This is a genomic window from Mesorhizobium sp. M0410 (assembly GCF_040321435.1).
Classification (GTDB): domain Bacteria; phylum Pseudomonadota; class Alphaproteobacteria; order Rhizobiales; family Rhizobiaceae; genus Mesorhizobium.
In genome coordinates this window covers 161,891-185,288 of record NZ_JAMYRN010000004.1, presented here as the reverse complement: position 1 = coordinate 185,288, position 23,398 = coordinate 161,891, and the positions used below count along the sequence as shown (strand labels likewise).

Genomic DNA, 23,398 nt, shown 5'->3' with positions numbered 1-23,398 from the left:
AGCCGTCGAAAATCAACATAGCCTTAACGTAGGCAATTGCACCCGTCGAGGGAACAGCCAATTGTGGCCGAAATGCCGCAAGCTGCGCCAAAAGCGCGTAATCCCGCCACTCATTGCCACCGCGTGGCCACCGCGGGACTATAAGGCAATACCTTCGACCGGCTCACGTGACGAAATGACCTTGTCGATGAGGCCGAAATCCCTGGCCTCGTCGGCAGTCATGAAATGGTCACGGTCGAGCGTTCTTTCAATCTCATCGTAGCTCTTGCCGGTGTGCTTGACGTAAACCTCGTTGAGGCGGCGCTTCAGCTTGATGATATCCTGGGCATGGCGCTCGATGTCGGAGGCCTGGCCCTGGAAGCCGCCGGAAGGCTGGTGGACCATGATGCGGGCATTCGGTGTAGCAAAGCGCATGTCCTTGTGGCCGGCAGTCAGGAGCAGCGAACCCATCGATGCGGCCTGGCCGATGCAGAGCGTCGACACGGCGGGCTTGATGAACTGCATGGTATCGTAGATCGCCATGCCGGAGGTGACGACGCCGCCGGGCGAGTTGATATAGAGGTTGATTTCTTTCTTCGGATTCTCCGCTTCGAGGAACAGCAGTTGCGCGCAGACCAGCGTCGCCATGCCGTCCTCGACCGGGCCGGTGATGAAAATGATGCGCTCCTTGAGGAGCCGCGAGAAAATGTCGTAGGCCCGCTCGCCGCGATTGGTCTGTTCGACCACCATCGGAACGAGGTTCATGTAGGTTTCGACGGGGTTCTTCATGGACTATCCCTTTTTGAGGATGGGATTCCGGCGCCGGAGATTTGCAATCGGGCAGAATCGGTTCTGGATCGTTATTGTGTAAATAGGATGCCGGCTCACCCTAGCGCAAGGCCGCCTCTCCTAGCCATCCGGTTAAGTCGAATCAAGGTTTCCAAAGCAAGTTTTGCCCGTCGCCGTGCCGGCAGCCCTCTCCTGCCGTCGGAAGGTCGCTCATGCCTGGCCGGCGTTTAGCGTTTTCTTAACCGCATCGCTTAACGAAAAGTGGTGAAACCGCTTTTTCCAGCCACGGCTTACCCTACAATTCAACGTTGAACTCGCTTCATGCAGTTCAAACAGGGGAGTGCGATGATCAGGAAAGCTGCTTCCTTGGCCCTTACCGGCATCACCGTTCTCGGCATGGCGTCCGAAACGGCTGCCGGCGGACGCGTGATCGAATGCTACGAGCAGGTCAACAGGCCGGCCGTCTACGACACAGTCTATGAGGACGTGCTCGTCAGCCCAGCCGGCCAGCAGGTGGAATACGAAGCGCCAATCTACGGGACGCGCGAGCGCTTGGTGCAGATCGCGCCGGCGCACGTCAGCTACGAGATCGTGCCCGCCATCACCCGCATCATCTACCGCTCCGTGAAGGTTGCTGACGGCGGCTATTCCTGGGAATGGCGCATCATCAATGGCCGCAAGGTGCTGTGCAAGGTCAGGCACAAGGCGCGCTATGAACGCGTGGCCGAAATCGTCGTGGTTGAGCCGGAACGCCGGCGGCGCGTTGTCCTCCCCGCCGAATACGAGAGCGTCGCCGAAGAGGTTCTGGTGCGGCCGGAGCAGCGGCGCATCATCGACATTCCGGCGTCGTATCAGACAGTGGCTCGCCGCTTGGTGGTCAGGGAGGGTTCGTCGAGCTGGCGGCGAGTGCATATTCCGAGGCATTGCCGATACTAGGCGCTCAGGGCGCCTCGGCCCTGAGCCATTTCTTCAGGCCGTCGACATCGTCATTGCCGACGCAGGCCGCAACCCTTCTGCCAACAGCCGCGCCGAACTTGTAGCCGTGGCCGGAGCAGGCCGAGACGACCAGGCATTTGCCTTTCCGGTGGGCCAGGAATCTCTCGTCGACGGTGAAGGTGTAGGCGCAGGTGACCACTTCGGTGACCCTGTACTCCTCGATCCGGGCAATCGGCGGCGAAAACAGGTTGCGGATCGCCTCACCCTCGCCCGGCACCGGCTGGCGGTTCCAGTCGGCATCGCTGGTCGGCACCCTGTGCAGGCCCGAGCCGAATTTCATGCCGGCGCCACCTGTCGGCGGAATTGCGTAGCCGTCGATGGTGCCGCCGACGTTGAGGACGACCGGCGCTGCCTGCCAGGCTGCCTTCAGATCAACCGGCGGTTCGACATAGGCGAGCGCGGTGCGCCAGGTTTTCAGTTCGCCGTCCAGTTCCGGGAACAGTTTCAGGACCCAGGCGCCGGCAGCGACGACGATCCGGTCGGCCTGCATCGTTTCGCCGCTCGCAAGCACGACCTGTCCGGCGTCGGCGTCGATCTCGGCGACCTTGCTGTTTTCGTAGACATTGGCGCCGTTCGCGCGCAGCCACCTGGCGAGGCCCGAAGCGATCTTGCGGCAGTGCAGCGCGCCGCCGTCCGGCGAAAAATATGCATAGCGGAATGAACCAGGTTCTAGGAACGGCCAGCGTTCGACCGCGGCGTCCGGCTCGACCAATTCGAACGGATAATTTCCCGCTTCCATGCCCTCGCGGTATTCCTCCGCCTCATCTCCCGGCTCGCGCGAAATACAGATGAAGCCGCGCGGATCGAGATGGCTTTCACCGAGATCGGCCCACATCTCGTCCCAGGCCTCATAGGCTTCGGTGATCAGCCGGCCGTAGCCCGTTCCGGCCCGGTAGGCGCGGCGAATAATGCGATGGTGGTCGCCGGAGGCGGCGAGCGGATTGGGAATCGATCCCTGCTCGACGATCGAGACGAGGTGACCAGCCTTGACCAGCGACCACGCCGTCGAAAGTCCGGCAATGCCTGCACCGACCACGATCACATTCATGAAAACTGTCCTTCCGCAACCGCTTCGGCGGCTCACCTCACGGCAGGGCCAACATACGGTCTGGCACCAGACTGGCAAGCCGCGCTAATGATCTGGCATGACCGAATTGAAGCCGCCCTACCTTGCCTTTGATCCAGCCACGCGCAGCCTGCGGCTCGATCCGCACGAGCCGGCTTTCTTCCACAATCCATACGAGGCCTACACCTTCCTGCATGGCGCATCGAACGCCTTCTTCTGGGAAGAATTTGGCTTCTGGTGCTTTGGCGGCTTCGACGATGTCAACCGTCTGCTGCGCGATCGCCGCTTCGGCCGCCAGAACCCGGCCGGCATTCCGGACAGCCGAGGCATCGGCCAGGACCGTACGCATCTCAGCGCATTCGACGGCGTCGAGGCCAATTCGATGCTGGAGCTGGAGCCGCCTGTCCACACACGGCTCAGAACGCTGGTCAACCGCGCCTTCGTCTCGCGCCAGATCGAGCGGCTCAGGCCGCGCGTCGAGGCGCTGGCCAACGAACTGATCGACCGCTTCGAACCAGGAGAAGTCGACCTGCTGCCGGCGCTCGCCGCTCCCTTGCCGATCACCATCATTGCCGAGATGCTCGGCGTGCCGGTCGACATGGGGCCGCAGCTGCTCGACTGGTCGCATCGGATGGTCGCCATGTACATGCACGGCCGCACCCGCGAGACCGAAGAGACGGCCAATCGCGCGGCGCGGGACTTTTCGCATTTTTTGCGCGGCTACGTCGCCGAGCGGCGAAAGAGGCCGGGCGACGATCTTCTGTCGCTGCTGATTGCGGCGCAGGAGGACGGCCAGAAACTGTCGGAGGACGAGCTGGTATCCTCGGCCATCCTTTTGCTCAATGCCGGCCATGAGGCAACTGTCCACCAGACCGGCAATGCGGTGCGGTCGATCCTCGCACAAGGCGGCGATCCACGCCGCTTCTTCACCTCGTCGGAAGCAACAGCCGCGACGGTCGAAGAGTGCCTGCGCTTCGACGCGCCGCTGCACATGTTCACGCGCTACGCCTATCAGAAGGTCGAGGCCGGGCCTGGTATCGTCGTCCAGCCGGGCGAGACGATCGGTCTGCTGCTCGGCATGGCCAATCACGACCCGGCGGCCTTTGCCGAGCCCTTCGCCTTCAGGCCGGGCCGCGCCGACCAGAAGAACGTATCGTTCGGCGCCGGCATTCATTTCTGCATCGGCGCGCCGCTCGCCCGGCTCGAATTGCAGGTGTCGCTGAAAACCCTGTTCGACCGGCTACCGCAGCTGCATCTTGCCGAACAGCCGCGCTTGCGCGACACCTATCATTTCCATGGGCTGGAAACGCTCGCCGTGCGCTTTTGAGCATTCGTCCGGCAGGCTCAGCCGCAGGGGTGATCAAAGCTTGATCACATACTCCTTGCGAGTCGTTTCAAACACTTCCCAGCTGCCCTTAAAGCCCGGCCTCAGCACGAAGCTGTCGCCTGCCCTGACAGTGCGCGCATCGCCGCCGTCTTCGGCGATCACCGAAACCCCTGACAGGATGTGGGAGAACTCCCACTCATCATATTCGATGCGCCATTTGCCTGGCGTCGCTTCCCAGACGCCGGCATAAAGGCCGCCGTCCTGTTCCTCGACATTCCAGGTGCGGAATTTCGGATCGCCCGAAATCAGGCGATCCGGCGCCGGCGCGCCAAGTTCCGGTTCGACGGTGTCGACGCCGACGGAAAGAAATTTCGGCGGAGTCATGGCGATCAAACCTTGGCGAGAGCCTGTTCCAGATCGGCGACGATGTCGTTGACGTCCTCGATACCGACCGAAAGCCTGACTGTGTCCGGCCCTGCCCCCGCGTTGATCTTCTGCTCGTCGGAAAGCTGGCGATGCGTGGTCGATGCCGGGTGGATGACCAGCGACTTGGTGTCGCCGACATTGGCCAGGTGCGAGAACAATTCGAGCGCTTCGACGAATTTGATGCCCGCCGCATAGCCGCCCTTCAACCCGAAGGTGAACACCGCGCCGGCGCCAAGCGGCGAGTACTTCTTCTGCAGCGCATTGTTCTTGTCGCCGGGCAGGCCGGGATAGGACACCCAGGCGACCTTGGGGTGCTTGGAGAGCCATCCGGCGACCGCCGCCGCATTGTCGCAGTGGCGCTGCATCCTGAGCGGCAACGTCTCCAGGCCAGTCAGGATAAGGAATGCATTGAACGGCGAAAGCGCCGCGCCGATATCGCGCAGGCCAAGCACGCGGGCAGCGATGGCGAAGGCGAAATTGCCGAAGGTCTCGTGCAGGACGAGGCCGCCATATTCGGGGCGCGGCTCCGACAGCATCGGATATTTGCCCGACTTCGACCAGTCGAAGGTGCCGCCGTCGACGATGGCGCCGCCGATGGAATTGCCGTGACCGCCGATGAACTTGGTCAGCGAATGCACGACGATGTCGGCGCCATGTTCGATCGGCCGCAGCAGATAGGGCGAGGCCAGCGTGTTGTCGACGATCAGCGGCAGGCCGTGCTTGCGTGCAACGTCGCCGATCTTCTCGATGTCGACGAAGACGCCGCCCGGATTGGCCAGGCTTTCGATGAAGATTGCCTTGGTCCTGTCGTCGATCTGGCTCTCGAAGCTCGAGATGTCATTGGTGTCGGCCCAGCGCACCTGCCAGCCGAAATTCTTGAAGGCATGACCGAACTGGTTGATCGAGCCGCCGTAAAGCTTTGTCGCTGAAACGAAATTGTCGCCGGGCTGCATCAGATTGTGGAAGACCAGCACCTGCGCGGCATGGCCGGAGGCGACCGCAAGGCCTGCCGTGCCGCCTTCGAGTGCCGCGATGCGCTCTTCCAGCACCGCCTGGGTCGGGTTCATGATGCGGGTATAGATGTTGCCGAACGCCTTCAGCCCGAACAGCGAGGCGGCATGGTCGGCATCGTCGAAGACGAAGGAGGTCGTCTGGTAAATCGGCGTCGCTCGCGCGCCGGTCGCCGGATCCGGCTTGGCGCCGGCATGGACGGCGAGCGTGTTGAAACCGGGCGTGCGGGCCATCGAAAAACCTCCCTTTGAACCTTCTGAAAAGCGCGCCGCATTCTTGGCGGAGCCCGGCTCCGAATGCAAAGAAGAAAATGCCCTTCCCCGTGACAACGGCGGGCGGGGCTGGCGGAAAAATACAGCAGAACTGGAAGATTATTTCTGGCGAACGCCGAAACTCTGGAATCCCGGGCGCATCAGCGGCTTTTTCGACGACAAGACGCCGGAATTGACGCCGGTCCAGCCGATCTCGCCGGACAGCTTGCCGTATTCGATCTTCGGGCAACGGTTCATCACCACCTTGACGCCGGCGGCCTCGGCACGCGCGGCGGCCTCGTCATTGCGCACACCAAGCTGCATCCAGATGACGTTCGGCAGCGGATCGAGCCGCAAGACCTCCTCGACGATGCCCGGCACTGCCACGGAGCCGCGAAAGACGTCGACCATGTCGATTGGCTCTGGAACATCGGCCAGCCTGGCATAGGTCATCCGCCCGAGGATTTCCTTGCCGGCCTGGCCGGGATTGATCGGGAACACCGAAAACCCCTTGCCGAGCAGATATTTCAGCACAAAGTAGCTCGGCCGCACGTCATTGGCCGACGCGCCGACCATGGCGATGGTCTTCACCGAATTGAGGATGCCGGTGATATAGGCGTTGTCGTAGGCGTCGTGGTTCATGCCTTGTCATACAGCGCTTCGGAGTGAGGTGCCAACAGCCGAGCAAGTGGCTTGCAATGGGCCAGAGGGGAACCTCGTCAGCCGGGCAGCGAGATCGTTCCGTCTTCCGCAATCGGAAAGGCCGGATTGTGCGCGACTTCCCAGACATGCCCGTCGGCATCGGCGAAATATCCATACCAGCCGCCCCAGAAGGCGCGGCCAGCCGGCTTGACGATACGGCCGCCGGCTTTCTCGGCCATCGCCAGCACTGCATCGACCTCGGCGTCGGAGCGGGTGTTGTAGGCGAGATAGACGGCCGACGGCGCCTTGGAGAAGGTAACGCCCGAATCCTCTTCGGCGCTTTGCCGCGGGAACAGGCCGAGAATGGCGCCGCCCATCTGGAAGAAGGCAACGCCCTCGGTGATCCCGGCATGGCGCTTCAGGCCCATCGCCTCGTAGAAGTGCACGGCGCGGTCGAGATCGTCCGTGGCGATGGTGATGATGGAGACGCGCGGTTCCATACCCGCCTCCTATTCCTCCGGCCATTCCGGCTTGCGCTTGCCGATGAAGGCGCCGATGCCCTCTTCCGCATCGCGCGCCAGCATGTTCTCGACCATGACGCGCCCGGTGTAGTCATAGGCCTCGGCCAGCCCCATCTCGGCCTGCTCATAAAACGCTTCCTTGCCGATCTTGACGACCAAGGACGATTTGGAGGCAATGGTTTGCGCGTATTTGGTGACGATTTGATTCAGATATTCGCGCGGCACGACGCGGTTGACCAAGCCGAATTCCTTGGCGGTTACCGCATCGATCGTCTCGCCGGTCAAAAGCATCTCCATGGCGTACTTGCGCGAGACGTTGCGCGACAGCGCGACCATCGGCGTCGAGCAGAACAGGCCGATATTGACGCCAGGCGTGCAGAAGGTCGCCTCGTGCGAGGCGATGGCGAGGTCGCAGCTGGCGACCAGCTGCAATCCGGCCGCTGTCGCCAGGCCATCGACTTCGGCGATCACCGCCTTAGGATGGCGAACGATCGCCTGCATCAGGGAAGCGCAGGCGGAAAACGTCTTTTCGAAGAAGGCCCTGCCGCGATCGGCATCGGCGCGGTGCGCGCTCAACTCCTTGAGGTCGTGCCCGGCGCAGAACACTTTGCCGGTCGCCCCAAGCACGATGACGCGGACGGATTTGTCGGCCTTGGCGCGGTCGAGTTCCGCCGTCAGCGCCGCCATCATTGCAAGCGAAAGAGCGTTGGCCGGCGGATTGGCGAGCGTCAGGCGCAGCACGCCGTTGTCCAGCCTGGAGACGACCGGCCCTTCGGCAACGGCAGGCTTGATGGCGACGATTTCGGCCATGATCGTTCCTCTGCGATTCCGGATCGGTGATGAACTAATCTAGTATGCCGTCTCGCTTCGTCCAACTCCCTCGTCCGCTTCTGCCCTAATGAATGGCCGTTGCCAGAAACGCCACGTCGCGTTCATACAAGCAGGGCGCAAACCGGGAGACTGAAATGCCTGCCCAAAGCAATCTCCAGCCGATGCTGGCGGCTGCCGAAATCAACACGCTGATGGCAACCGTTTTCCCGCAGCTCAACGACCAGTTCACCTTCTATGAGGCGTTGGAGGTGTTTCCAGGCGGCTGTATCGTGCGACTCAATGCCGACGAGCGCCATTTGCGCCCCGGCGGCACCGTGTCGGGTTCGGCGCTGTTCACGCTGGCCGACATAGGCGGCTATGTCTGCGTGCTATCGCATGCCGGACCGGATGCGCTTTCGGTCACCACCAGCCTCAACATCAATTTCGTCCGCAAGGCCGAGGCCGGGCCGATCGACGGCCATTGCCGCATCCTGAAGCTGGGCAAGAGCCTGATGGTGTTCGACATCGACATCGTCGCCGGGCCTGAGAGACACACGGTAGCGCACGCAACGGGCACCTATTCGATCCCACCAAGGCGGGTACCGGCCTGATGCTTTCTATTGAATTTTTTGTTGATGTGTATATATGTGCGCACAGGGATTTTTGTTTGAGCGTGACAGCCGCAAAATCGTGAAGCGTCTCGAGGATGATGGTTTCGAGCTGGTTTCCGTACGCGGCTCGCATCACAAGTTTCGAAAGGGCGAGATCGTGTTGATCGTTCCGCATCCGGAGAAGGATCTACCAACCGGTACAGCTCGCGCCATCTCCAAACAAGCGGGCTGGATATAGGTACCTGAAGCGTCTTGGAGGCTGAGATGAAGAACTATTTCGCGTTGGTCGATAAAGATCCCAACAGCGCTTTCGGCATTCGCTTTCCCGACATTCCCGGCTGCTTTTCAGCCGCGGACGAGGCGGAAGACATCGTTCCGAATGCAGTCGAAGCGTTGCAACTGTGGGCGGAGGACATGCCTGTTCCCGAACCGTCCAGCCATGAGGCGATCGTTGCGCTTGCGGATATACGCAAAGCACTTGCTGAAGGAGGCTATCTGGTCTCGGTACCACTCATCGACAATGACAGCGCCGTCGTAAGGGCGAATGTAACTTTCGAGCGCGGCGTCTTGCGGGCGATCGACGCCGCAGCGCGCGACCGAGGCATAACGCGATCGGCATTCCTCTCCAGCGCAGCTCGCAAGGAAATCGAGGCAAAGCACTGAACTCACCTGACACAGGGCCAAAATCGCGATGTGGTAAAATCACACCTTTAACTCAAATCCTTGTTTTCATTTAAGTTTATCTTCCAGCAATCATTTCATGCGCCTTGACGCGATAACCACCCTCCCCTATAAACCGTGACGAAGCAGCGGCCCGCAAAGGCCGCCGTTTTGTTATTGGCGACGGCAAGTGCCTTTTGCCAATCCAAGCAACAAGAAACGCCTTCTTTTGAAGGTCCGAACCGAAAGCAACAATCCATGGCAACCTTTTCGCAGAAGCCTGCGGATGTGGTGAAGAAGTGGGTGCTGATCGACGCCGAGGGTCTCGTCGTCGGCCGTCTCGCCACTGTCATCGCCAATCATCTTCGCGGCAAGCACAAGCCCACCTTCACCCCGCACGTCGACGACGGCGACAACGTTATCGTCATCAATGCCGACAAGGTGGTGTTCACCGGCAAGAAGTTCACCGACAAGGTCTATTACTGGCACACCGGCCACCCCGGCGGCGTCAAGGAGCGCACCGCGCGCCAGCTGCTCGAGGGCCGCTTTCCCGAGCGTGTCGTCGAAAAGGCCGTCGAACGCATGATCCCGCGCGGCCCGCTCGGCCGACGCCAGATGAAGAATCTCCGCGTCTATGCAGGCACGGAACATCCGCATGTCGCCCAGCAGCCCGTTGTCCTCGACGTGGCCAAGCTGAACGCCAAGAACAAGAAGGTTTCGTAAGATGGCTGAGCTTTCCTCGCTCGCAGAACTCGGAACTGCCACCGGTAACACCAACACCCAGCCGGCGGCACCCGTCCATGTCCAGAAGCTCGACAAATCGGGCCGCGCCTATGCCACCGGCAAGCGCAAGAACGCCATCGCGCGCGTCTGGGTGAAGCCCGGCTCCGGCAAGATCGTCGTCAACGACAAGGTGTTCGCCGAATATTTCGCGCGTCCGGTCCTGCAGATGATCCTCAACCAGCCGATCATCGCGGCCAACCGCGCCGGCCAGTACGACATCGTTGCCACCGTCATCGGCGGCGGCCTTTCCGGCCAGGCCGGTGCCGTGCGCCACGGCATCTCCAAGGCGCTGACCTATTACGAGCCGGCGCTGCGCGCCGTACTCAAGAAGGGCGGCTTCCTGACCCGCGACAGCCGCGTCGTCGAGCGCAAGAAGTACGGCAAGGCGAAGGCCCGCCGGAGCTTCCAGTTCTCCAAGCGCTAAGCGCTGCGCAATTACACGCTATCGAAAGGCCGCCTCCGGGCGGCCTTTTCATGAATGGCGGCAACCAATCACCGGCGGCAGGCGCGGCTCGCTCGCATCGTGGCAGACTTCAGGCCTTGATGAAGTCGATAAACGCCCGGAGCGGCGCCGGCACGAGGCGCCGGCCGGGATAATAAAGGAACGGCCCGGAGAAGCTCTGCCACCAGGGTTCAAGCAGCGGCTCGAGCGCCCCGCTCTCGAAATGAGGGCGTAGCCAATCTTCGAACAGGCTGATGATGCCGGTGCCAGCGATGGCTGCATCGACTTTGAGGTCCGTCGCCCCGCCCAGGGTCACGAGAAGCGGCCCCGTCGGGTCGACCCGCACCACCTCGCCGTCGCGCTCGAATTCCCACGGCGGCATCGCACGGCTGGCAAAGCGGCCGCGCAGGCAGGCGTGGCCGAGCAGGTCGCTCGGGTGTTGCGGCCGGCCATGACGATCCAGGTAGGCAGGGCTGGCGGCGGTGGCGAAGCGCTGCACGCGCGGTCCGATCGGCACGGCGATCATGTCCTGCTCCAGCCGCTCGTCGTAGCGGATGCCGGCGTCGCAGCCGGCCGCCAGCACATCGACGAAGCTTTCCTCAGCGATCACCTCCAGCCGGATGCCGGGATAGGCGGCAAGGAACCGCGGGACGATGCTGGGCAGGACCAGCCGCGCCGCGCTGACCGGCACGTTGAGGCGCAACAAGCCCGCCGGCCTGTCGCGAAAGCCGTTCACCACGTCGAGAGCCGACTCCACCTCGGTCAAGGCTGGACCGAGCCGCGCCAGCAGGCCTTCGCCGGCCTCCGTCAGGACGACGCTGCGGGTCGTCCTGTTGAGCAGCCTGACACCGAGCTGCGTCTCCAGACGCCGCACGGCCTCGCTCAACCCCGACGCGCTGCCGCCGCTGGCGCGGGCGCCATCGCGAAAACCCTTGGCGCGCGCTACGGCCACGAAAGCGTTCAGATCCCCGAGATCGATCTTCATTGTTCGTCATTCCGCACAGCCTGTACGGATTGTACCCAATTATCATTGGATCGGACAGCGTCTATCTGTGCGCCATCCCTGAAGGAGAAAGACCATGTCCAGTATCGACCAGTCCGGCACATTCATCCTCGGCGACCGCAAAGTCAGACGGCTCGGCTACGGCGCCATGCAACTCGCAGGGCCCGGCGTCTTCGGGCCACCAAAGGACCACGACACGGCATTGGCCGTGCTGCGCGAAGCCGTTGCACAAGGCGTCAATCACATCGACACCAGTGACTTCTATGGCCCGCACGTGACTAACCTGTTGATCCGCGAAGCGCTCGCACCCTATCCTGACGACCTCGTTATAGTCACCAAGATCGGCGCCAGGCGCGGCCAGGGCGGATCGTGGCTGCCGGCCTTCTCGGCCCAAGAACTCACCCAGGCGGTGCACGACAATCTGCACAATCTCGGGCTCGACGTGCTGGAGGCGGTCAACCTTCGGATCATGTTCGACGCGCATGGCCCCGCCGGAGGGTCGATCGAGGCGCCGCTTGCGACGCTCGCCGAGCTTCAGCGACAGGGCCTCGTGCGCCACATCGGGCTGAGCAACGTCACCGCTGCGCAGATCGCCGAAGGCCGCAGGATTTGCAAGATCGTCTGCGTGCAGAATCAGTACAATCTGGCGCATCGGGGCGACGATGCCTTGATTGACGATCTCGCCCGCGACGGCATCGCCTATGTGCCGTTCTTCCCGCTTGGCGGCTTCAATCCGTTGCAGTCGTCGACCTTGTCCAAGGTCGCCGCACGCCTCGGCGCCACGCCCATGCAGGTCGCGCTCGCCTGGCTGCTTCGCCGCGCGCCCAACATTCTTCTGATCCCAGGCACGTCTTCCGTCGCGCATCTCAGGGAGAACCTCGCCGCGGGCGATCTCGCGTTGCCCGAAGATGCGATCGAGGAATTGGACAGTATCGCCGGAACTGTCCCCGCTCACGCGTAGCGCGGCAATCGCTCTGGTTCGTGCCCGGCGTTAGTTAATGCTGGCCGTATTCGCCGGCTCGGCCGGGCGCTTCTCACCGGCGTAGGGCACGCGAAAACCGTTCGCCGCCAGCCAACCGATGGCCGCCTTCGGTTCGTCGGTCTGGATGATGGTGGCGCCGCGCTCGACCCAGAAGCCGTAGGTCTCGCGCGGCAGGCTGGCCGCGACCGCCAGCTCGTCGCCGCGACCGCCGGCGAGGAAGCCGCCCGGCTTGTTGACGATGGCATAGGTGTCGGCCCAGATGTGCCAGTCGCCCCTTACCGCCAGCGCGCGCATGCGCGGGCTGAACAGCGGGCCGCCGGTCTCCGTCAGCGTCTCTGATCCCATGCGCCAGTTGATCATCTCGACTGCGCGCATCGGGAAGGCCCGGCTCAGTTCCTCGGCAAACATGGCGTCGCGAACCGCGTCATCGGCGATGATCGGCATGAACTGGAAGCCGCTGCCGATCTCGGCCATGGCAGCCTTGACCCTGGCGATCCTCTCCGCATTCCACAGGTTCTCTTTGACGATCACCTGTTCGGCCATGCCGAGATCGCGGGCGACGGCGACCATGCCGGCGAGGCTTCCGGTGTCGAGCTTGTTGTCGAGGTTGACGAGAATCCTGTCCCTGGTCGCCACCAGCATCTCGCGCAACGTCGAGACCGTCTCGCCCGTAACGGCGCCGGTGCCTTCGATCACCAATCGGCAGGTCTTGAGTTCGGCCAATGTGCGGTTGACCACCTCGCCCTTGCAGGTCGTGGTGCGGTCAAGCCAGCTGTCATGCATGACGACGAATTCTCCGTCCTTCGAGCGCCTGATGTCGACCTCGACGATTTCGGCGCCCATTGCGATCGACGCCTCGACGGCGGCGATCGAGTTTTCGGGATAGAGCGTCTTGCCGGCCTGCATGCCGCCGGCGCGGTGCGCGGCCACCATCACATGGTCGCGCCATTGGTTGGCGTGCTCGAAACGGTCGAGAATCTGCCTGGCGCGCGTTTCACCCGCCAATGCCTGGCCAAGGGAGACCACCAGCGCCGCGGAAAGCAGAAGGCTCAGCCAAATCGTTCGCATGAGACAAGTCGTTCGCACGAGAATCGCTCCGTACCGGGATCGCACCCCGGTTAAGCGATGCCCGTGACAGGCAGGTGAACGAAGCCGGCTTCGCAAACGCAGGAAAATCAGATCAATGCCGGCCGAAGCAGCCGTTGGCGGCTACTTTCGGTTATTTACCAGGCAATCTCCGGGCCGGCCATGCGGGGTTCGCCTGGCGAGCAAGGATTTGTGACCGGATCGAATGGCCGTGATCCTCCGCAGGGGTCGCAATTCTGAGAATTATGTCCAATAAGGTTGCGCGTCGACGCACAGGAGATCGCTTCATGCCGCCAAGGACCATCGATCACGCCTTCACCACCCGCTCCAGGACGGGCGCGTCGTTTGAGCCGACCTATGCCGGCGCGCTGTCGTTCATGCGGCGCAAATATTCGAAGGACGTGAAGGGCGCCGATGTAGTGGTGTGGGGCATTCCCTTCGATGCGGCGGTCACCAATCGGCCGGGCGCTCGTTTCGGACCGCAGGCGATTCGCCGCGCCTCGGCCATCCTCGACAACGATCCGCAATATCCGTTTTCGCGCGACCTGTTCGAACAGCTTGCTGTGATCGACTTTGGCGACTGCCTGCTCGACAGCGGCAATCACCAGAAGACGCCTGCCACGATCGAGCGCGAAGCGGCGAAGATCTTGAAATCCGGCGCCTTTCTGCTTTCACTCGGCGGCGATCATTTCGTCACCTGGCCGCTGCTCAAGGCGCATGCCGCCATCCACGGCCCGCTGGCCCTGGTGCAGTTCGACGCACATCAGGACACCTGGCCCGACGACGGCAAGCGCATCGATCACGGCTCCTTCGTCGGCCGTGCGGTCAAGGAAGGCATCATCGATCCCGACCGCTCGATCCAGATCGGCATCCGAACCCATGCGCCCGACACATTCGGCATCAAGATCCTATATGGCCATGAAGTGGAGGAAATGCGGGCGTCCGACATCGCCTATGCCATCGTCGACCGTACGGGCGGCAAGAAGACCTACGTCACTTTCGACATCGATTGTCTGGATCCGGCTTTTGCGCCCGGCACGGGAACGCCGGTCGCGGGAGGCCCGTCTTCGGCAAAGATCCTGTCGGTGCTGCGCCAGATCAACCAGGTCGATATCGTCGGCGCCGACGTCGTCGAGGTTGCGCCAGCCTATGATCACGCCGATATAACGGCAATTGCCGGCTCGATGGTGGCCATGCACTATCTCGGGCTGCTGGCGGAACGAAAGGCCCGGCTCGAGGACATGAACCAGAGCAACCACAGCGTTGCCGGATTGAATCAGGCAAGCGGCATATAGCTTTGAGATAACAGGAATTTTGGCAGGCAATGAAACCGAAAATCTTCATCGACGGCGAGCACGGCACCACCGGTTTGCAGATAAGGGCGCTGCTTGCCGAGCGCGGCGACCTGGAAATCATCTCCATCACGGCCGAACGCCGCAAGGAAACGGCAGCGCGCGCCGAGTTCCTCAATGCCGCCGATGTTGCGATCCTCTGCCTACCGGACGCGGCCGCTAAGGAAAGCGTTTCGCTGATCGCCAATGACACCACCAAGGTGATCGACGCCTCGACGGCGCATCGCGTCGCCGAGGGCTGGGAATATGGTTTCGCCGAAATGGAAAAGGAACAGGCGAAGAAGATCGCTTCGGCGAAGCGCGTCGCCAATCCGGGCTGCTGGCCGCAAGGACCGATCGCGACGCTGCGGCCGCTGGTTGCGGCGGGGCTGTTGCCGGCCAATTTTCCGGTCACCGTCAACGGCATTTCCGGCTATTCCGGCGGCGGCCGGCCGATGATCGAGGATTATGTCGCCAAGGGCGAAGATGCGCCGGAATTCCTGCCCTACGGGCTGACGCTGCAGCACAAGCACGTGCCTGAGCTAAGGACCTATGCCAAGCTTTCGCACGATCCGATCATGCAGCCGGCAGTCGGCAATTTCGCGCAAGGCATGATCACCGTGGTGCCGCTGCAACTCGGCGGCCTCGACCATGTGCCGACCGGCGCCGAGCTTCATGCGGCAATCGCCGATCATTTCGCTTCCATCGATGGCGGCGTGGTCGAGGTGGCGCCGTATCTGCATCAGGAACGCATGCCCGACATCGATCCGGAGATCTACAACGGCACCAACCGGATGAAGCTTTATGTCTTTGCCAATGATAACAGGGCGCAGGCGCTGCTGATTGCCGTCTACGACAATCTCGGCAAGGGCGCCTCGGGCGCCGCTGTGCAGAACATGGATCTGATGCTCGGCCTTTGAATGGATGCGCCGAGATTTCCAAAGCGCTGGAAGGTCGGCGCGCCGGAGCTCATTGCCGAAACGTTCGGTAGCCGCATCTGGAAAGTTGTTCGCGAGGACGGCTCACCGGCAATCGTCAAGGATCTAAAGCCTTTCGACGATGTGGAGGACGAGTTGCGTGGCGAGCATTTCCTCACCTGGCGACGCGGCGAAGGCGCGGTGCGGCTGCTCGGCCGCGACGGCCACCGCATGCTGCTCGAATACGCCGGCGAAATCTCGCTGTCACAGATCATTGCGGATCAGGACGACAATGCCGCCACCGCCATCGCGGCCGAGGTGATGGCAAGACTGGTCTCTCCGTCGAAGCACGCCGCCCCGCCGGACCTTCAGCCGTTGCGGAGACGGTTTTCCAGCCTGTTCAAAAAGGCGAAGGCCGATCGCGCCGCCGGCGAAAAGAGCCTGTATGTCGAAGCTGCCGAAATCGCGGAACGGCTGTTGTCCAATCCGCACGACGTACGGCCGCTGCATGGCGACCTGCATCACGACAACATCATGCACGGTCCACGCGGCTGGCTGGCGATCGATCCGAAGGGCGTCCTCGGCGACCTGGGTTTCGACGCCGCCAACATGTTCTACAACCCACTCGACCGAGATGATCTTTGCCTCGATCCGAGGCGGATCGCCCATATGGCGCAAGTCTTTGGCGCCACGCTCGGCCAGACGGGGCCTGCCGTACTGGACCACGCCGTTGCCTATGGCTGCCTGTCGGCTGCATGGCACCATGAAGATCGCAATGCGGTCGACGAAAACCGCGAGCTGGCGATTGCCGCAGCAATCTGGCGGGTGCGGCTCAGCCTCTGAGAGCGATCTCGTGGGGCAGCGGGTAAGCGCCCTTGGTACCGCGCCAATGCGCAGCGGCGAAGCCCAGCAGAACCAGCGCGAATGCCTGATGCGTCAGGGCCATGTGCAGCGGCACCTGCATCAACAGGGTGCCGATGCCGATCGACGCCTGCACCACGACAATCAGGAACAGCAGCGTCGCGCGTCGGGCATGCGTCGTGCCGGGCAGACGCCGGCGTGTCGCGATCATATGCCAGAGCGCGACCGCGAAGATCGTGTAGGCGCCGATCCGGTGGACGAACTGCACTGTCTTCGGATTTTCGAAGAAATTGCGCCACGCCGGCTCGAGCAGCAGCAGGTCGCCAGGGACCAGCTTGCCGTCCATCAGCGGCCAGGTGTTGTAGCTCAAGCCGGCGTCAAGCCCCGCGACCAGCCCGCCGAGATAGATCTGGACCAGCGCCAGCAGTACCAGAATGCCGGCCAGACGTTGCGTCGAGCGGTCGGCGGCAGGTTCCGAGTGCGGCGCCAGCCCACGCGCGACAACCATGGTCGCCGTGAAGATCAGCGCCGCCAGCGTCAGATGCGTCGCCAGCCGGTATTGGCTGACCGAAACCCGGTCAACCAGGCCGGATGCCACCATCCACCAGCCTATCGCGCCCTGCAGCCCGCCGAGCAGGAGGATGCCCGACAATCTCGTGCCGAGGCCCCGCTCAATGCGGCGCGTCACCCAGAAGAACAGCAGCGGCAGGGCGAAGACCGCGCCGACACTACGTGCCAGGATACGATGCACCCATTCCCACCAGAAGATCGACTTGAACGCCACGATGCTCATGCCCTTGTTGAGTTCGGCATATTGCGGGATCTGCTGGTAGCGCAGGAACTCCTCCTGCCACTCGGAATCGTTGAGCGGCGGGATGACGCCGTGAATCGGCTCCCATTCGGTGATCGACAGGCCGGAATCGGTGAGCCTCGTAGCGCCGCCGACCACCACCAGCGCAAACAGCACGAGCAGCACGACATAGAGCCAACCGCGCACCAGTGCACGATTGCGAACGTCTCGATCGCGGGCGGCGAAGGGCGCGTCGTCGGATATGGCAGCAGCCATGGGTTTGTCCCGGCAGTTGAAGTCGCGGATTGGTGAACCATCGCAACCCGGCTTGCAAGGCCGGGCGACGCGGCACGCCGTCGCGCCGTTTCTGGCGGGTTGCGCGCATTCGCCGTTCGGCCTAAGCGATAGCGATCAACGAGATCGCGCCATGCCCATTCGCCTGAAAAAGCTGATCGGAAGCTTCCTGCTGGTAGTGCTGGTCGTCGTCTATGCGCTGGTCGCCTCGATCGTCGCGGTCGCCCAACTGTCGCAGTCCGGGCCGCTGGCGCACTTCATCTTCTTCCTGCTGAGCGGGCTTTTGTGGGTGCTGCCGGCGATGGGCATCATCAAGTGGCTGATCCTCGAGCCGCGGCCGAAGGGCCGAGGCAACAGTTAAATCGTCACCACCGTCTTGCCAGCATTGGCCAGCGGCGTCGTCACGCCCGACAACATGGTTCGGATGTGGGCGATGCTCTGATAGCGGCCGTTGACTGAAATGCGCGGCAGGGCATGCAGGAACCCGGCATGCTCGGCGCGCAGTACGCCGTGGCGGGTCGTCACCGCCGACGCATAGCCGGCATCGCGGACAAGGCCCACTTCGCGGCGGCCGACTGCGCTGGCATGACCGTAGGGATAGGCGAAATGGCGCGGCTCCTCGCCGAGTTTGGCCTGCAATATGCGCTTGACGTCGCCGATCTCATGCCGCGCGTCGCTCTCGGAAAGCCGCTTCAGATTGCAATGATTGACGCTATGCGCGCCGATCGTCACCAGCGGGTGTCCGGCCATGGTGCGGATCTCGTCCCAGTTCATCAGCGTGCTCGGGCGCGGACCGCCCAACTCGATGCCGTTCGAGCGCGCCAGATCGCGCAACACCGCACGCTGGTCCTGCTCGTGCACCTTCAGCGTCAGATAGGCGTGCAGGCGCGCATTGGCCTGGACTTTTTTTCCCCGATTCGAGCAGTCGATCGTCACCGGGCCGTCCGGCGTCGCCAGCGTCAGGCGATCGCGCGCATTGACGATATCCTCAACCACGTCCCACCACAGATCGGCAGCGCCGTCGATCAGTCCCGGCGCGACGTAGATGGTGATCGGCGCGCCGTGCTTCTCCAGCACCGGCAGCGCCTCGGTCATGTTGTCTCGATAGGCGTCGTCGGCGGTGATCGTCGCGAACTGGCCGTCCTTGTCGCCGGCCTTGATGCGCTCGATCGCCTCGTCCAGCGTGACGAACCTGTAGCCGTTCGCCTTCATGTCGGCGATCACGATATCGAGGAACCCAGGCGCGATGTTCAAGTGTCGGTTGACGCCATTCGGCTTTTCCGGCGTCGCGGTGACCCGATGGAGCATCAGGATGACGCCAACGCCGCCGATAAACGGCTTGGCCAGCGGCGCGAGACCGGAATAGCGGGCGAGATTGAGCGCCAGTTTGCGAATTGCCTCGCCCCCGTCGATCATTCATTCACCTTTTGCGCCTAAGCTCATCAAGCATGGAATGCGCCTGCGCGGACCCCCAATCGCGACGAATACGCCCTAAGGATTGAGGTATGGTTGACGCCACCGCGTCATTTGACGGCAATCAGCTGGCAAGCAACGAGGCGTCGCCGTATGCCTTGCCGGCCGGCAAAGCCGGCTTATCGATCTCGGTTGCCGATAGTGCGGCGCTGGCGGCGTACGCCGAATTCTGCCGTTCGGCGCTTTTTGCCCCGGCGCAGAGCGCAGGCTGGATCCTGAACTGGGCCGCACATACCGGCGCCGACGTCGTCGTTGCGACGCTGCGCGCCGACAACAGGCCGGTTTTCTCGTTAGCGCTGGAGGTCACTCGCAGTGGAGCGTTCCGCGTCGCCCGGTTCATGGGCGGCCGCCATGCCAACGGCAATTTTGCCGCCGCCGACCCGCAATGGCTGGCGAGTGCCGATAGCGCGGCGATCCGCGCTATGCTGGCTGCGATTGGCAAGGCGCGGCGTGATATCGATCTTGTCGCGCTAGAGCGGCTGCTGCCCGATCTCGACGGCGTTGCCAACCCGCTCTCCGCCTTGCCGCATTTTTCGAGCCCCAATCTGTCTCTGGCCGCCGGCCTAGCAGGAGGGTTTGATTCATTGCTCATCCGCGTGAGCGGCAAGCGCAGGCGCAAGAAGCATCGCTCGCAGGCGCGCAAATTCGGGGCCGTCGGCAGCCATTGCCGCATCGAGGCGAGGACTGCGGACGAGGTGAACAGGCTGCTCGATGCCTTTTTCGAGATGAAGGAATTCCGCTTCCGCAAGATGGGCATCGCCAATGTTTTCGGTGAGGCGGAGGTGCGCGCTTTTTTTCGCTCGCTGTTTACCGACGCGCTCCAAGAGGAAGATCCGTCCTTCGTGCTGCATGGGCTGGAAGTCGCCGGCAAGCTTCGTGCGGTCACCGGATCGAGCCGCTCGGGCAAGCGGCTGATCTGCGAATTCGGGGCGATCGCCGAGGACGAACTCGCACACACCAGCCCCGGCGACTTCCTGTTCTTCGAGAACATCCAGGAAGCCTGCGAGGCAGGTTTTGAAATCTATGATTTCTCGGTCGGTGACGAACCCTACAAGCGATTGTGGTGCGATGTCGAAACGCAACATTTCGAGGCGCTGGTTCCGCTGACGCTGAAAGGTCGCGCGCTGGCGCTTGCGCTCAGGCACGGCGCAAGCCTGAAAGCATTCATCAAGCACAGCCCAATGGTCTGGAAGCTGACCAAGCTGCTGCGCCGCAAGGCCGTGGGCCAGACAGCACCGGCCGCAGGCGAAGACGACAGCTGATTTCAATTTGAGAAAAATGCCTCAGGCCGCCGAGCGCCGTCCCGGCATTGGCCCCGGCGCCACATGGCCGATTGGCGTGACCAGCGTTAGGTCGGGATAACCGCTCTCGATGAGCGCGACTGCGGCTTGCGTCACCTGGTCGTCCGGCTCAAGCATGGAGAGCAGCACCTCGGTGCCCTCGCCCACCAGGCGGCTGATGCCTTGCGCGTCGGCCGGCCCGCATTCGACCACAACCAGATCATAGGCCGTGGTTAGCGACTGCATGATGATCGGCAGCCGGTCGGCGGCGCGCATGGCACGGACCGGATCGGCTGTGCCGACGGGAATCACGTGGCAATCCGAATAAAGATCGGGGTGGATCACATCGCTGAACTGCGCTTGCGAGGCGAGCAGATCGGTGATGCCCGGAAACAGCCCGCTGTCCAGCATCGGCCGCGAGGCAGCACCCGAAGCGGTGAGATCAAGCAGCAGCACGCGTAGCCCGGCGTCGGAGACTGCGCGCGCCACCAGCACCGCCGAGGCAGCCGCCTCGTCGCCTTCCGGTGACACGAATATGGCCCGGGCTGCACCGGTGGCGATCAGTTTTTCCGCGGCCTTGTCGATGTCGATCTCGCCGAGGATAGAACGTGCCGGTTCAATGTCTCCAGCAGCCATTTCAGAGTACTCCGGTTCGATTTTCTCGGCAGCCGCTTCCGCCACCGCGACGGGTTCCGGCTCCACTTTGGTTTCAATGATGCTGTCGTCGTCGATCTCGGCGACTGCCGGTTCGGACCGCGCAACCGGCGGGTCGGGCTCGGCCGATGCGCGTTCGGCCTGGACAGCCGGCATCGCAACCTGCTCGATGTGTTCGAAATGGGCACCGGCGGCCGGACGCATGGCACGGCCGGAAAACAGTTCCTGCAGCAACGTGACGATCGCCATGATGAGCAACGAGCCGACAAAGGCCGCGCCGACAATCGGACCAATCTTGGGGAAATAGGGTTCGGTCGGCGCCCGGGCCTCCGAAAATAGGCGAGCGTCAACAGGTAGGTAGTTGCGATCCTTGCGTGCGGCCGCCTGGAGATAGCTGGACGAGTAGAGATCGAGTTGCTGGCGCTTGGTCGCGGCATCGCGCTGCAGCGCATCGAGTTCCACCTGCTCTTCGCCGGCGCGGGCGGACGCCGCCTTCAGCGTGTTGACGTCGGCCACGAGTTGAGCCTCGCGCGCCTTTGCCGTCTCGGCCTGCGCCATCAGACCCTTCATGATCTTTTCCGCTTCGTTGCGGATCTGGCGGTCGAGATCGGCGAGTTGCGACCTCAGCGCCCGGATGCGCGGATGGTTGTCGAGCAAGGTGGTGGAAAGGTCGGCGATGTTGTTCTTGAGTTCGACTTGGCGCTCGCGCAGGCGCTGGATCAGTTCGGACGACAACACCTCCGGAACGGCATCCAGTGAGCCGCCACTGCGCAATGCCCTGCGCACGCTGTCGGCGGTCGCTTCCGCTGAAGCGCGGTTGGCGCGCACCCGTGACAATTCGCTCGACAATTCGGACAGCTGCTGGGTGGCAAGCACCGAATTGTTGCCGCCCATCAAAAGATCGGACTGGGCACGGAATGCGGCAACCTTGGCTTCCGCCTCCTTCACCCGATTCTGCAGATCCGCGATTTCCGGCGCCAGAAAGTCGGTGGCGGCGGAATTCGATTCGAGCTTGGCGTTGCCCTTGGAGGCGATATAGGCGTTTGCAATCGCGTTCGGGATCGCGGCGGCAAGCTGTGGATCCTCTGACGAGAACTCGATTGCGATCGCACGGGTTTTTTCGACGCCATAGACGTTGAGCTTCTCATGCATTGCGTCCAGCACGCGCTCTTCCAGCGGGATCTCGAAGGGATCGCTTTTCAAGCCAACGAGGACAAGGGCGCGGCTCAGCGCCGACATCTTCAGCGCCTCGTCGAATTCGGGCAATTTCGCCAGGTTGAGCTTCGCCGCTACCTGTTTGAGGATGTCGGGGGACGAGATGATCTGGACCTCGGTGGCCACAGCCTCTTCGTCGGGAATCGACCGCTCGTTGCCGTTGGCCCCGGCTGGCCGCGTGAACTCCGATTCTCGAGGCCCGATCTCCAGCTTGGCTGCCGCCTTGTATTCGGGCGTTGCAAGCCAGGCGAGCGCAAAGGCCAGGCCGGTTACAACCAGCGCGACGACAAGGATGCGCAACCAGTTTCGCGCCAGGCTGGCGAAAAGCTGCCTGAGATCGATGTCGACATCTGCGGCCGCGGATTGAACGGACATGCATCCCTGCTCCGGTACTGAGTCAGCATGCACCGTAAACAACTATGGTAACTCAGCCGTTAATATCGCGGTAAGAACCTGTTAGGCTCTACTAACAAGCCGCAAACAAGAGGCTGAAAACGATCTGCATTTGTCGATCCGGCCCGTACCGGCCGCGCGCCTTTACCGGCCATTAACCCTAACAGGACGATAACCGAGCTCGATCGTTAAGGTTTGCCGCAGAGTCGCCGGCTATTCAAAGGTACGTGTCCGCTCATGAAAAGCATTGCTCCCCTTTTCCGCGCGCTGCTTGCCGTATCGATGCTTTCGGGCTGCTCCAGCTACCGGCCGACGCCGGCCGCATTCCATGAAGTTCTCGACCAGCCCTATCGCCTCGGCGCCGGCGACCGCGTCCGCGTCACAGTGTTCGAGCAGGAAGGATTGACCAACACCTACAGTGTCGACCAATCCGGCTATCTCTCGCTGCCGCTCGTCGGCAACGTGCCGGCGCGCGGCCACACCGCCCAGCAGCTCGAGGGCGAGATCGCCGAGAAACTGCGCCAGGGCTATTTGCGGGATCCTGACGTTTCTGTCGAAATCGATCGCTACCGACCGATCTTCGTCATGGGTGAAGTGGGTGCGGCGGGCCAGTATTCCTATGTTCCGGGCCTGACCGTGCAGAAGGCCGTCGCCATCGCCGGCGGGTTCACGCCACGCGCCAACCAGGAGAGCGTCGACATTACCCGCGACATCAACGGCAAGGTGATAACCGGACGCGTGGTGACCTCCGACCCGCTACTGCCCGGCGATACAGTCTATGTTCGCGAACGCCTGTTTTGATGTG

The 23,398-nt window shown here is 62.7% G+C and carries 26 protein-coding genes; 14 read left to right on the top strand and 12 right to left on the bottom strand.

The annotated features are described in order from the left end of the window. Window positions 1-138: 138 nt before the first annotated feature. The gene (locus NKI63_RS06945; RefSeq protein ID WP_254817601.1) at window positions 139-768 is read right to left on the bottom strand and encodes an ATP-dependent Clp protease proteolytic subunit; all 630 of its coding nucleotides are present in this window, start codon (window positions 766-768) and stop codon (window positions 139-141) included. Between the two features lie 345 nt (window positions 769-1,113). On the opposite strand from NKI63_RS06945, the gene NKI63_RS06940 reads away from it, so the two are divergent. Then, entirely contained in the window at window positions 1,114-1,704 is a 591-nt protein-coding gene (locus NKI63_RS06940) for a hypothetical protein (protein ID WP_352506468.1), read from the top strand. A gap of 4 nt (window positions 1,705-1,708) precedes the next feature. Here the strand turns inward: NKI63_RS06940 and NKI63_RS06935 are convergent, their stop codons facing one another. Then, on the bottom strand, window positions 1,709-2,812 hold the full coding sequence (locus NKI63_RS06935) for an NAD(P)/FAD-dependent oxidoreductase (protein ID WP_352506469.1): 1,104 nt from the start codon (window positions 2,810-2,812) through the stop codon (window positions 1,709-1,711). Window positions 2,813-2,909: 97 nt separating this feature from the next. On the opposite strand from NKI63_RS06935, the gene NKI63_RS06930 reads away from it, so the two are divergent. Further along, on the top strand, window positions 2,910-4,157 hold the full coding sequence (locus NKI63_RS06930; RefSeq protein ID WP_352506470.1) for a cytochrome P450: 1,248 nt from the start codon (window positions 2,910-2,912) through the stop codon (window positions 4,155-4,157). Window positions 4,158-4,190: 33 nt separating this feature from the next. Here NKI63_RS06930 and NKI63_RS06925 read toward each other — a convergent pair whose 3' ends face one another. The 5 genes from NKI63_RS06925 to NKI63_RS06905 form a co-directional block, all read right to left on the bottom strand. Further along, window positions 4,191-4,541: a cupin domain-containing protein gene (locus NKI63_RS06925; RefSeq protein WP_352506471.1), complete on the bottom strand. Its 351-nt coding sequence runs from the start codon at window positions 4,539-4,541 to the stop codon at window positions 4,191-4,193. A 5-nt stretch (window positions 4,542-4,546) separates the two neighbouring features. Further along, window positions 4,547-5,827 (bottom strand): O-acetylhomoserine aminocarboxypropyltransferase, encoded by a 1,281-nt coding sequence (locus NKI63_RS06920; RefSeq protein ID WP_352506472.1) that lies wholly within the window; start codon window positions 5,825-5,827, stop codon window positions 4,547-4,549. A 138-nt stretch (window positions 5,828-5,965) separates the two neighbouring features. After that, window positions 5,966-6,487: a CoA-binding protein gene (locus NKI63_RS06915; RefSeq protein WP_352820811.1), complete on the bottom strand. Its 522-nt coding sequence runs from the start codon at window positions 6,485-6,487 to the stop codon at window positions 5,966-5,968. 77 nt (window positions 6,488-6,564) lie between these two features. Then, window positions 6,565-6,987: a VOC family protein gene (locus NKI63_RS06910; RefSeq protein ID WP_352506474.1), complete on the bottom strand. Its 423-nt coding sequence runs from the start codon at window positions 6,985-6,987 to the stop codon at window positions 6,565-6,567. A 9-nt stretch (window positions 6,988-6,996) separates the two neighbouring features. Beyond that, window positions 6,997-7,818, bottom strand: a complete 822-nt coding sequence (locus tag NKI63_RS06905) for an enoyl-CoA hydratase (RefSeq protein ID WP_352506475.1) — start codon at window positions 7,816-7,818, stop codon at window positions 6,997-6,999. Window positions 7,819-7,973: 155 nt separating this feature from the next. On the opposite strand from NKI63_RS06905, the gene NKI63_RS06900 reads away from it, so the two are divergent. The 5 genes from NKI63_RS06900 to rpsI all read left to right on the top strand — a co-directional run bounded on the left by NKI63_RS06900 (window position 7,974) and on the right by rpsI (window position 10,296). Further along, a complete protein-coding gene (locus NKI63_RS06900) occupies window positions 7,974-8,429 on the top strand; it encodes a PaaI family thioesterase (protein WP_352506476.1) in 456 nt (151 codons plus the stop codon). A 34-nt stretch (window positions 8,430-8,463) separates the two neighbouring features. After that, window positions 8,464-8,667, top strand: coding sequence for a type II toxin-antitoxin system HicA family toxin (locus NKI63_RS06895; RefSeq protein ID WP_352506477.1), 204 nt, complete (start codon window positions 8,464-8,466; stop codon window positions 8,665-8,667). A gap of 26 nt (window positions 8,668-8,693) precedes the next feature. Next, entirely contained in the window at window positions 8,694-9,092 is a 399-nt protein-coding gene (locus NKI63_RS06890) for a type II toxin-antitoxin system HicB family antitoxin (RefSeq protein WP_352506478.1), read from the top strand. 255 nt (window positions 9,093-9,347) lie between these two features. Continuing rightward, window positions 9,348-9,812: a 50S ribosomal protein L13 gene (gene rplM / locus NKI63_RS06885; protein WP_023674645.1), complete on the top strand. Its 465-nt coding sequence runs from the start codon at window positions 9,348-9,350 to the stop codon at window positions 9,810-9,812. A gap of 1 nt (window position 9,813) precedes the next feature. Beyond that, window positions 9,814-10,296, top strand: a complete 483-nt coding sequence (rpsI, locus tag NKI63_RS06880; protein ID WP_023717316.1) for a 30S ribosomal protein S9 — start codon at window positions 9,814-9,816, stop codon at window positions 10,294-10,296. A 109-nt stretch (window positions 10,297-10,405) separates the two neighbouring features. Here the strand turns inward: rpsI and NKI63_RS06875 are convergent, their stop codons facing one another. Next, a complete protein-coding gene (locus NKI63_RS06875) occupies window positions 10,406-11,299 on the bottom strand; it encodes a LysR family transcriptional regulator (RefSeq protein ID WP_254817589.1) in 894 nt (297 codons plus the stop codon). Window positions 11,300-11,393: 94 nt separating this feature from the next. On the opposite strand from NKI63_RS06875, the gene NKI63_RS06870 reads away from it, so the two are divergent. Continuing rightward, on the top strand, window positions 11,394-12,278 hold the full coding sequence (locus NKI63_RS06870) for an aldo/keto reductase family oxidoreductase (protein ID WP_352506479.1): 885 nt from the start codon (window positions 11,394-11,396) through the stop codon (window positions 12,276-12,278). Window positions 12,279-12,308: 30 nt separating this feature from the next. Here NKI63_RS06870 and NKI63_RS06865 read toward each other — a convergent pair whose 3' ends face one another. Then, entirely contained in the window at window positions 12,309-13,367 is a 1,059-nt protein-coding gene (locus NKI63_RS06865) for a glycerophosphodiester phosphodiesterase family protein (protein ID WP_352506480.1), read from the bottom strand. Between the two features lie 305 nt (window positions 13,368-13,672). Here NKI63_RS06865 and speB point away from each other — a divergent pair, with 305 nt between their 5' ends. The 3 genes from speB to NKI63_RS06850 are packed head-to-tail and all read left to right on the top strand — an operon-like array spanning window position 13,673 to window position 16,476. Next, window positions 13,673-14,680: an agmatinase gene (gene speB, locus NKI63_RS06860; protein ID WP_352477301.1), complete on the top strand. Its 1,008-nt coding sequence runs from the start codon at window positions 13,673-13,675 to the stop codon at window positions 14,678-14,680. Window positions 14,681-14,709: 29 nt separating this feature from the next. Continuing rightward, the gene (argC, locus tag NKI63_RS06855; protein WP_352820807.1) at window positions 14,710-15,636 is read left to right on the top strand and encodes an N-acetyl-gamma-glutamyl-phosphate reductase; all 927 of its coding nucleotides are present in this window, start codon (window positions 14,710-14,712) and stop codon (window positions 15,634-15,636) included. After that, the gene (locus NKI63_RS06850; RefSeq protein WP_352506482.1) at window positions 15,637-16,476 is read left to right on the top strand and encodes an aminoglycoside phosphotransferase family protein; all 840 of its coding nucleotides are present in this window, start codon (window positions 15,637-15,639) and stop codon (window positions 16,474-16,476) included. On the opposite strand, the gene NKI63_RS06845 is transcribed toward NKI63_RS06850, so the two are convergent. Continuing rightward, window positions 16,466-17,560 (bottom strand): COX15/CtaA family protein, encoded by a 1,095-nt coding sequence (locus tag NKI63_RS06845; RefSeq protein WP_352689369.1) that lies wholly within the window; start codon window positions 17,558-17,560, stop codon window positions 16,466-16,468. The two genes, NKI63_RS06850 and NKI63_RS06845, sit on opposite strands and share 11 nt — an antisense overlap. Window positions 17,561-17,711: 151 nt before the next feature. Between NKI63_RS06845 and NKI63_RS06840 the strand changes: the two genes are divergently transcribed. Continuing rightward, window positions 17,712-17,939, top strand: coding sequence for a DUF2842 domain-containing protein (locus NKI63_RS06840; RefSeq protein ID WP_254817582.1), 228 nt, complete (start codon window positions 17,712-17,714; stop codon window positions 17,937-17,939). Here the strand turns inward: NKI63_RS06840 and NKI63_RS06835 are convergent. Beyond that, window positions 17,936-18,994 carry a polysaccharide deacetylase family protein gene (locus NKI63_RS06835; protein ID WP_352689370.1) on the bottom strand — a complete coding sequence of 353 codons (1,059 nt, stop codon included), beginning with the start codon at window positions 18,992-18,994 and terminating at the stop codon, window positions 17,936-17,938. The two genes, NKI63_RS06840 and NKI63_RS06835, sit on opposite strands and share 4 nt — an antisense overlap. Window positions 18,995-19,083: 89 nt before the next feature. On the opposite strand from NKI63_RS06835, the gene NKI63_RS06830 reads away from it, so the two are divergent. Continuing rightward, complete coding sequence (locus NKI63_RS06830; protein ID WP_352777999.1) at window positions 19,084-20,313, top strand: GNAT family N-acetyltransferase; 1,230 nt, start codon at window positions 19,084-19,086, stop codon at window positions 20,311-20,313. Between the two features lie 21 nt (window positions 20,314-20,334). On the opposite strand, the gene NKI63_RS06825 is transcribed toward NKI63_RS06830, so the two are convergent. Continuing rightward, window positions 20,335-22,575 carry a GumC family protein gene (locus NKI63_RS06825; RefSeq protein WP_352689373.1) on the bottom strand — a complete coding sequence of 747 codons (2,241 nt, stop codon included), beginning with the start codon at window positions 22,573-22,575 and terminating at the stop codon, window positions 20,335-20,337. 255 nt (window positions 22,576-22,830) lie between these two features. Here NKI63_RS06825 and NKI63_RS06820 point away from each other — a divergent pair, with 255 nt between their 5' ends. Continuing rightward, entirely contained in the window at window positions 22,831-23,394 is a 564-nt protein-coding gene (locus tag NKI63_RS06820; protein WP_352689375.1) for a polysaccharide biosynthesis/export family protein, read from the top strand. The last annotated feature ends 4 nt before the right edge of the window (window positions 23,395-23,398 follow it).